This window comes from Novilysobacter selenitireducens (assembly GCF_020026895.1).
Lineage (GTDB): Bacteria > Pseudomonadota > Gammaproteobacteria > Xanthomonadales > Xanthomonadaceae > Lysobacter_C > Lysobacter_C selenitireducens.
In genome coordinates, this window is record NZ_JAINZW010000029.1 from 1 (window position 1) to 293 (window position 293).

At 53.2% G+C, this 293-nt stretch carries 1 protein-coding gene; it reads right to left on the reverse strand.

Translation table 11 applies throughout. The annotated features are described in order from the left end of the window. Positions 1–127: 127 nt before the first annotated feature. Positions 128–293 (reverse strand): M43 family zinc metalloprotease (locus tag K6753_RS14860; protein WP_223677167.1); only part of this gene is annotated, 166 nt, incomplete at its 5' end.

The following is a 293-nucleotide window of genomic DNA, read 5'->3' on the forward strand; positions in this document are numbered from 1 at the left end:
CAGAGACCGCGGTAGGTGGCAGATTGTGAGGTTGCACGTGTGATTTGACCAGCAGTAAACTGGTTCATGCAAGGATCAGTGCTAGAGGGATTTCAGCCGGGGTTCACACTGGGATGGCACAAAGACTCTACCTGTAATCCATATAATTGTGAATCGAATCAACGCCTCCACCAGAGCAGGAGTCTTGACTTGATGGGCAGCCACTCGTGGCGGTTGACTGCGGAGGTGTGTCGCTTACGTAGTCTCCGCTGCCAGAACATCCTCCTTGGAAGACGTGGTAAAGCCCGAGCTGA